The sequence below is a fragment of the Janthinobacterium psychrotolerans genome (assembly GCF_001677885.1).
GTDB lineage: Bacteria > Pseudomonadota > Gammaproteobacteria > Burkholderiales > Burkholderiaceae_D > Janthinobacterium > Janthinobacterium psychrotolerans.
Window position 1 is genome coordinate 1 of record NZ_LOCQ01000004.1, and the last position, 1,058, is coordinate 1,058.

Sequence of the window (1,058 nt, forward strand, 5' to 3'; positions counted from 1 at the left end):
TTCCTTCTCCCGAGTTCTCTCAAGCGCCTTAGAATACTCATCTCGCCCACCTGTGTCGGTTTGCGGTACGGTCTCGTATGACTGAAGCTTAGAGGCTTTTCTTGGAACCACTTCCGATTGCTTCGTGAGCAAGCTCACTCGTCCCATCCCCTTGAATCCTGCGCCCGGATTTGCCTAAGCGCCTTCTATGAGCCAAAAACCAACTATTCCAACAGTTGGACAACCTTCCGCGATCCGTCCCCCCATCGCATCATACGACGGTGCAGGAATATTAACCTGCTTCCCATCAGCTACGCATCTCTGCCTCGCCTTAGGGGCCGACTCACCCTGCTCCGATGAACGTTGAACAGGAAACCTTGGGCTTACGGCGTGGAGGCTTTTCACCCCCATTATCGCTACTCATGTCAGCATTCGCACTTCTGATACCTCCAGCATCCTTTACAAGACACCTTCGCAGGCTTACAGAACGCTCTCCTACCATATCTATCTGTGATAAATCACAGAACAATATCCGCAGCTTCGGTGACTGGCTTAGCCCCGTTACATCTTCCGCGCAGGACGACTCGATCAGTGAGCTATTACGCTTTCTTTAAATGATGGCTGCTTCTAAGCCAACATCCTGACTGTTTTAGCCTTCCCACTTCGTTTTCCACTTAGCCAATCTTTGGGACCTTAGCTGGCGGTCTGGGTTGTTTCCCTCTTGACGCCGGACGTTAGCACCCGACGTCTGTCTCCCAAGCTCGCACTCATCGGTATTCGGAGTTTGCAATGGTTTGGTAAGTCGCAATGACCCCCTAGCCATAACAGTGCTCTACCCCCGATGGTGATACTTGAGGCACTACCTAAATAGTTTTCGGAGAGAACCAGCTATTTCCAAGTTTGTTTAGCCTTTCACCCCTACCCACAGCTCATCCCCTAATTTTTCAACATTAGTGGGTTCGGACCTCCAGGGCGTGTTACCGCACCTTCATCCTGGCCATGAGTAGATCACTTGGTTTCGGGTCTACACCCAGCGACTGATCGCCCTATTCGGACTCGATTTCTCTACGGCTTCCCTA

General features: G+C 51.4%; 1 rRNA gene. It reads right to left on the minus strand.

The features are described 5' to 3' along the window. A 23S ribosomal RNA gene (locus tag ASR47_RS00040) occupies positions 1–1,058 on the minus strand; the annotation flags it as partial.